General features: G+C 73.1%; 6 protein-coding genes. 2 read left to right on the plus strand and 4 right to left on the minus strand.

All coding sequences use genetic code 11. From position 1 onward, the window contains the following. The first annotated feature begins 168 nt into the window (after positions 1 to 168). Entirely contained in the window at positions 169 to 675 is a 507-nt protein-coding gene (locus B351_RS0100170; RefSeq protein WP_026010175.1) for an O-acetyl-ADP-ribose deacetylase, read from the plus strand. Between the two features lie 6 nt (positions 676 to 681). Here the strand turns inward: B351_RS0100170 and B351_RS0100175 are convergent, their stop codons facing one another. The 3 genes from B351_RS0100175 to B351_RS0100185 form a co-directional block, all read right to left on the minus strand. Further along, entirely contained in the window at positions 682 to 1,680 is a 999-nt protein-coding gene (locus tag B351_RS0100175) for an isoaspartyl peptidase/L-asparaginase family protein (protein WP_050992098.1), read from the minus strand. Positions 1,681 to 1,770: 90 nt separating this feature from the next. After that, a complete protein-coding gene (locus B351_RS0100180; protein WP_026010177.1) occupies positions 1,771 to 2,889 on the minus strand; it encodes an anhydro-N-acetylmuramic acid kinase in 1,119 nt (372 codons plus the stop codon). 19 nt (positions 2,890 to 2,908) lie between these two features. Beyond that, positions 2,909 to 4,330: a peptidoglycan DD-metalloendopeptidase family protein gene (locus B351_RS0100185; protein WP_019397037.1), complete on the minus strand. Its 1,422-nt coding sequence runs from the start codon at positions 4,328 to 4,330 to the stop codon at positions 2,909 to 2,911. A gap of 182 nt (positions 4,331 to 4,512) precedes the next feature. On the opposite strand from B351_RS0100185, the gene tyrS reads away from it, so the two are divergent. Then, entirely contained in the window at positions 4,513 to 5,721 is a 1,209-nt protein-coding gene (gene tyrS / locus B351_RS0100190; RefSeq protein WP_019397038.1) for a tyrosine--tRNA ligase, read from the plus strand. A gap of 72 nt (positions 5,722 to 5,793) precedes the next feature. On the opposite strand, the gene putA is transcribed toward tyrS, so the two are convergent. Continuing rightward, positions 5,794 to 7,272: bifunctional proline dehydrogenase/L-glutamate gamma-semialdehyde dehydrogenase PutA (gene putA, locus B351_RS0100195; RefSeq protein WP_019397039.1), on the minus strand; the 1,479-nt coding region annotated here is incomplete at its 5' end.

Below are 7,272 nucleotides of genomic sequence, written 5' to 3' on the forward strand. Positions count from 1 at the left end.
GGGACGCGCGCGTTGGGTAGCGGAATTTTAATTTCTGCAGCCGCCCCCGGCAGCCCGGCCCGTGGAACATTGCGTCATCGCTGCTTCAGCTGCGCGGGCGTCGCGCGGCTGTACGCGGGCCGGCCGCGTGGCACCCTGCGCAGTGCCAGGCACGGAGGAACGCGAACCATGACCCTGCGAATGCGGGCGGTACAGGCCGACATCACCACCCTGGCGGTGGACGCCATCGTCAATGCCGCCAATTCCTCGCTGCTGGGCGGCGGCGGGGTCGACGGCGCGATCCACAGCGCCGCCGGGCCGGGCCTGCTGGAGGAGTGCCGCGCGCTGGGCGGCTGCCCGACCGGCGAGGCGCGGATCACCGCCGGCCACCGCCTGCCGGCGCGGCACGTGATCCATACCGTCGGCCCGGTCTGGCGCGGCGGCCAGGCCGGCGAACCGGAACTGCTGGCGGCCTGCTACCGCAACAGCCTGGCCCTGGCCGAGGCGCATGGCTGCGCCAGCGTCGCCTTCCCCTCGATCAGCACCGGCGTGTACGGCTATCCACCGGACCTGGCGGCGCCGCTGGCGCTGGCCACGGTGGCGGGGTTCCCGGCGCGGGTGGTGCGGGAAGTGCTGTTCTGCTGCTTCTCGGCGGCCGACCTGGCGCGCTACCAGCGCCTGCTGGCCGGCGCCTGAGCCGGCTCAGGGCAGCGGCAGCGGCTCGTCGAACACCGCCACGTGCGGCACCCCGTCGGCGCCGATCCAGCCGCGGTACATGCCGCCGGTGTTGAACGGCAGGGCGATGCTGCCGTCCGCGCCCAGGGCGATGGCGCCGCCGTTGCCGCCGGCGGCGGGGATGTCGCGGTTGATCACCTCCGCGGCCGCCTGCACCAGCGGCTGCCCGGCCAGCCGCACCCGCGCGCAGATCTCGTGCGCGGCGGCGGCGCGGATGTAGTACTCGCCCCAGCCGGTGCCGGACACCGCGCAGCGGGCGTCGGCCCAGGTGCCGGCACCGATGATCGGGGAGTCGCCGATCCGGCCCCAGCGCTTGTTGGTCATGCCGCCGGTGGAGGTGCCGGCGGCCAGGCCGCCGCGCGCGTCCAGCGCCACCGCGCCGACCGTGCCGAAGTAGGGGTGCGCCGGCGCGGTGGCGGCCTGGCCCTGCTCGCGTGCCCGCGCCTGCTGCAGCTGGCGCCAGCGCTTGTCGGTGCGGAACCAGGACGGATCGACCAGCTCGATGCCCCGGGCCGCGGCGAAGGCCTCGGCGCCCTCGCCGGCGAGCATCACGTGCGGGGAGGCTTCCATCACCGCGCGCGCCAGGCGGATCGGGTTGCGCACCCGGCGCACCCCGGCGATCGCGCCGGCGCGGCCACTGGCGCCGTCCATGATCGCCGCGTCCAGCGCGTTGTGGCCGTCGTGGGTGAACACCGCGCCGCGGCCGGCATTGAACTCCGGCGCGTCCTCCAGCACCGCGATCGCGGCAGTCACCGCGTCCAGCGCCGCGCCGCCCTCGCGCAGCACCGCGTGCCCGGCCTGCAGCGCCCGGGCCAGGGCCTGGCGCGCGGCGGCTTCCTCGGCGGCCGCCAGGCTGCCTCGCTCCACCCCGGCGCCGCCATGCAGCACCAGCAGTGGCGCCGCTGCCGGGGCGCCGTCGTGTACCGGATCGGACTGCACTCCGGCCTGGGCGCCGGCCGCGAGCATCGCGCCCAGTGCCAGCCAGGCCGCCATCCAGGTCCCGCCACGCTTGCCCATTGCCATCCTCTCCTTCCGGTGCGGCGCGCGGCGCCGCGCTCAGGCCGGGTGCACCACGCCCAGCACGCGGGGTCCGCGCGCGCCGGTGACCGCCGCCAGGTTGCCGGGGCGCCCGGCCAGGGTTTCGCGCGCCAGCCAGGCGAACGCCATCGCTTCCACGAAATCCGGGTCCAGGCCGTAGGCCGCGGTGGACTCGACCGCCACCTGCGGCAGGCGCGCGCCCAGCCGCGCCATCAGCACGGGGTTGCGCACGCCGCCGCCGCATACCAGCACGCGCGCGGTGCCGGGCTGGTGCGCCTGCAGCGCGTCCGCGACGGTGGCGGCGGTCAGTTCCAGCAGGGTGGCCTGCACGTCGGCCGCGGGCTCGCCGCGCAGGCGCGCTTCCACCCACTCCAGGTGGAACTGCTCGCGGCCGGTGCTCTTGGGCGGTGGCAGGGCGAACCAGGGCTCGTCCAGCAGCCGTGCCAGCAGCGCCTGGTCCACGCTGCCGGAGGCGGCGAACGCGCCGCCGGCGTCGAACGCCGCGCCGGTATGGCGCAGGCACCAGGCATCGAGCAGGGCGTTGGCCGGGCCGGTGTCGAAGCCGCGTATCGCGCCGGCGCGCGGCAGCAGGGTGTAGTTGCCGATCCCGCCGAGGTTGAGCACGGCGCGGTCCTCGGCCGGCGAATGCAGCAGGGCGGCGTGGAACGCCGGCACCAGCGGCGCGCCCTGGCCACCGGCGGCGACGTCGCGGCGGCGGAAGTCGCAGACCGTGGCGATGCCGGTGCGCTCGGCGATCACCGCGCCGTCGCCGACCTGCAGGGTGAACGGCGCCGGGCCGTGCGGGCGGTGGCGCAGGGTCTGGCCGTGCGAGCCGATCGCCGCCACCTGCGCCGGCGCCACCCCGGCCTGGCGCAGCAGGGCCAGGGCCGCGGCGGCGAAGGCCTCGCCCACCTGCACGTCCAGCCGGCCCAGCTCGTCCAGCGACTGCGGCTCGCCGCCCTGGCCGATCGCGACCAGGCGTGCGCGCACGGCTTCTTCCCAGGGATGGGTATGGGCGGCGACCAGGCGCAGGCCCGCGGTGGCGGGGCCGTCGGGGAATTCGACCAGCGCCGCGTCGATGCCGTCGGCGCTGGTGCCCGAGATCAGGCCAAGGAAGAGTCGGGACATGCGCGCCATTGTAGGCGCGGGCGCCGGCTCAGCCGCGCTTGCCGGCGGCCTTGTCCGCCTCCGCCTTGGGTGCGCTGGCGTAGAGCAGCTGCTCCATCGACTCGATGCGCGCCAGGGTCGGCGCGGTCTGCTGCCGGAACGCGGCCAGGGCGGCGCCCTTGAGCGGCTCCGGTGGCGGCATGGTCACCGACAGCGGGTTGCGGTGCTGGCCGTTGACCCGGAATTCGTAGTGCAGGTGCGGGCCGGTGGCCAGGCCGGTGGAGCCGACGTAGCCGATCACCGTGCCCTGGGACACGTGCTGGCCCTGGCGGATCTTGCCGAAGCGCGACATGTGCGCGTACAGCGTGGTGTGGCCCTTGCCGTGGTCGAGGATCACCACGTTGCCGTAGCCACGCTGCTGGCCGACGAACTGCACCCTGGCGTCGCCGGCGGCCATGATCGGGGTGCCGGTGCTGGCGGCGTAGTCCACGCCCTTGTGCATGCGCATCTTGCCCAGCACCGGGTGGTGGCGCGCGCCGAACTTGGACGACAGCCGCGCATACGGGATCGGCATTCGGATGAAGCTCTTCTTCAGCGGGCGCCCGTCGGGGGTGTAGTAGCCGACCTTGCCCTCGTGCTCGAAGCGCACGCCGGTGTAGGTCTTGCCGCCGGTGGTGAAGCTTGCCGCCAGGATGCGGCCGCCGCCGATGCGCTCGCCCTCGCGCCAGGTCTCCTCGATCACGGCGCTGAAGCGGTCGCCGCGCTGCACGTCCTTGAAGTCGATGTCGTACTTGAAGATCTCGTCGGTCATCACCGCGATCGAGGCCGGGCTCAGGCCGGCCTTGCGCCCGGCGGCGTACAGCGAGTGCTCGATCTCGGCGCTGGCCACCGCGATCCGGGTGGTGGTGGCGCGCTCGAGCACCTTCTGGTGGATCTTGCCGCCGGCCAGGGTCAGCTCGACCCGCTCGGTCGGGCTGCGGTCGAAGCGGAAGCCGTGCAGCTGCCCGTCCTCGCCCAGGGCGAAGGCCAGTTCGGCGCCGGGACGCAGGCGGCTGAGCGGCTCGCGGTTGCCGGGCTGCTCGAGGATCTGGTGCATCACCTGGCTGGACACGCCCATCGCCGCGAACAGCGCGCCCAAGGTCTGGCCGGGCTGGATCTGGACCACTTCCCACTGGTGCCCGGGCTGGGCCGCGGTGGGCGCGCGCACGGTCAGCGGCGGCAGGCTCAGCGGCAGGGTGGCGTGCAGCCGGGTCTGCGGCTCCAGCTGCGCGGAGAATCCGGGGATGATGGTGGCGATCAGGGCGCCGAGGGTGGCGAACAGGCTGGCGTGGACCCAGTGGCGGCGGGTCCAGCGGGTGTTGAAGGCCGCCGGGAAGCGTTTCTTCAGCTTGTGGCGGAGGGTTCTGTGGTGGAAGATCCCGAGCCGGCCGTGGAACTGCTGCTTGCGCACGCGGTGTTCGGTCAGGGGCATTGGACGGCTTCCTTCACGGGACCCCGGAATGCGGCCCACCGCCGCGTACCTTAGACACATGAAATCCATGCGTCAAACCATTGAAGAACCTGAACTTTCCGGTGGCGCCCCCGTTAACTAGCACTTAACATGACGTTCAAGTTTGTCAGCCCCCTTCCCCCGACTTCCCGCTGGAGCAGAACGTGCCTTCCGTCGAAGAATCCCTTGCCCTGATCGGTCGCGGCGCCGACGAGATCCTCAAGCCCGAGGAGCTGGAGGCGCGGCTGAAGCTTGGCCGCCCGCTGCGGGTCAAGGCCGGCTTCGACCCCACCGCGCCGGACCTGCACCTGGGCCATACGGTGCTGCTGAACAAGATGCGCCAGTTCCAGGACCTGGGCCACCAGGTGATCTTCCTGATTGGCGACTTCACCGGGATGATCGGCGACCCCACCGGCAAGAGCGCCACCCGCAAGCCGCTGACCCGCGAGGACGTGCTGGCCAACGCCCAGACCTACGCCGAGCAGGTGTTCAAGGTGCTGGACCGCGAGCGCACCGAGGTCCGCTTCAACAGCGAGTGGTTCGGCAAGATGTCGGCGGCGGACATGATCCGCCTGGCCGGCCAGCACACCGTGGCGCGCATGCTCGAGCGCGACGACTTCTCCAAGCGCTTCGTCGCGCAGCAGTCGATCGCCATCCACGAGTTCCTGTACCCGCTGGTGCAGGGCTACGACTCGGTGGCGCTGCAGGCCGACGTCGAGCTGGGCGGCACCGACCAGAAGTTCAACCTGCTGATGGGCCGCGGCCTGCAGGAGCACTACGGGCAGGCGCCGCAGATCGTGCTGACCATGCCGCTGCTGGAAGGCCTGGACGGCGTGAACAAGATGAGCAAGTCGCTGGGCAACTACATCGGCATCGCCGAAGCCGCGATCGACATCGTCAACAAGACGATGAAGATCGGCGACGAGCTGATGTGGAAGTGGATCGAGCTGCTCAGCTTCGAGATCTCCGCCGCCGAGGCGCGCAAGCTGCGCGAGGAGGTCGCCGCCGGCCTCAATCCGCGCGACGTCAAGCTGCGCCTGGCGCGCGAGCTGGCCACCCGCTTCCACGACGCCGCCGCGGCCGAGACCGCGATCGCCGGCTGGCACGCCGCGGTCACCGGCCAGGGCGATACCTCGCTGCTGCCGCTGCAGGACGTGGCCGTTCCGGCCGAGGGCCTGCGCATCTCCGCCCTGCTGACCGCCGCCGGCATCACCCCGTCCAACTCCGAGGCCAACCGCAAGCTCAAGGAGCGCGCGGTCAAGGTCGACGGCGAAGTGGTCGAGGACGCCTCGCGGGTATTCACCCCGGGCTTCGAAGGCGTGCTGCAGGTGGGCAAGCGCAACTTCGCGCGGGTGCGCCTGGTCGCCGCCTGAGCCCGGCGGCCGGCGGATGGAAAAGGGGCGCCGATGGCGCCCCTTTCCGTTTCCTGCGTGGCTGGCCGCGGCTCAGTCGCCCAGGGTCAGCAGCGAGGCGTTGCCGCCGGCGGCGGTGGTGTTGATGGTCACCGTCTTCTCGGTGGCGAAGCGCAGCAGGTAGTGCGGGCCGCCGGCCTTGGGGCCGGTGCCGGACAGGCCCTGGCCGCCGAACGGCTGCACGCCCACCACCGCGCCGATCTGGTTGCGGTTGACGTAGACGTTGCCGACCTTGGCCCGCGCCACGATGTGCTCGACGGTCCCGTCGATGCGCGAGTGGATGCCCAGGGTCAGGCCGTAGCCGGTGGCGTTGACCTGGTCGATCACCGCGTCCAGCTGGTCGGCCTTCCAGCGGACCACGTGCAGCACCGGGCCGAACACCTCGCGCTGCAGCTGCGAAAGCGACTGCAGCTCGTAGGCGCGCGGGGCGAAGAAGCTGCCGTGCTCCAGCGCCGGATCCAGCGGCGCCACCGCGATCGCGCGCGCCTCCTGGTCCATGCGCGCGGCGTGCGCCTTGAGCATCTCCAGCGCGTCGGCGTCGATCACCGGGCCGACGTCGGTGGCCAGCAGCGCCGGGTCGCCAACCTGCAGCTCGGCCATTGCGCCGGCCAGCATGGTGGTGACCTTGTCGGCGATGTCCTCCTGCACGAACAGCACGCGCGCGGCCGAGCAGCGCTGGCCGGCGGAGGTGAAGGCGCTGGCGATGGCGTCCTTGACCAGCTGCTCGGGCAGGGCCGAGGAATCGGCAATCAGCGCGTTCTGGCCACCGGTCTCGGCGATCAGCACGGCGATGCCGGCGTCCTCGCGCGCGGCCAGGGCGCGGTTGATCGCGCGCGCAGTCTCGGTCGAGCCGGTGAAGGCCACGCCGGCCACGCGCGCGTCGCTGGTGAGCGCGGCGCCGACGCTGGCGCCATCGCCGGGCACGAACTGCAGCACCGCCTCCGGCACGCCGGCCTCGTGCAGCAGCTGCACCGCGGCGTGGCCGACCAGGCTGGTCTGCTCGGCCGGCTTGGCCACCACCGCGTTGCCGGCGGCCAGGGCCGCGGCCACCTGGCCGAGGAAGATCGCCAGCGGGAAGTTCCACGGGCTGATGCACGCGAACACGCCGCGGCCCTGCAGCTGCAGCTGGTTGGACTCGCCGGTCGGGCCCGGCATCTGCTCCGGGGCGCCGAACTTCGCCCGTGCCTGGGCGGCGTAGTAGCGCAGGAAGTCGACCGCCTCGCGTACCTCGGCCACCGAGTCGGGGATGGTCTTGCCGGCCTCGCGCACGCACATGGCCATGAACTGCGGCATGCGCTGCTCCAGCAGGTCGGCGGCGTGCTCGAGGATCGCGGCGCGGCTGGCGGCCGGGGTGCGGTCCCACTGCGGCTGCGCGGCCACGGCATTGGCCAGGGCGCGGTCCACGGTGGCCGCATCGCCCGGCTGCCACTGGCCGACGACCTGGCGGCGGTCGGCCGGGTTGCGCACCACCACCGGCTCGCCGGCGGGCGCGGCGGCGCCCGGCACCAGCGG

Source organism: Pseudoxanthomonas sp. GW2, assembly GCF_000283075.1.
GTDB lineage: Bacteria > Pseudomonadota > Gammaproteobacteria > Xanthomonadales > Xanthomonadaceae > Pseudoxanthomonas.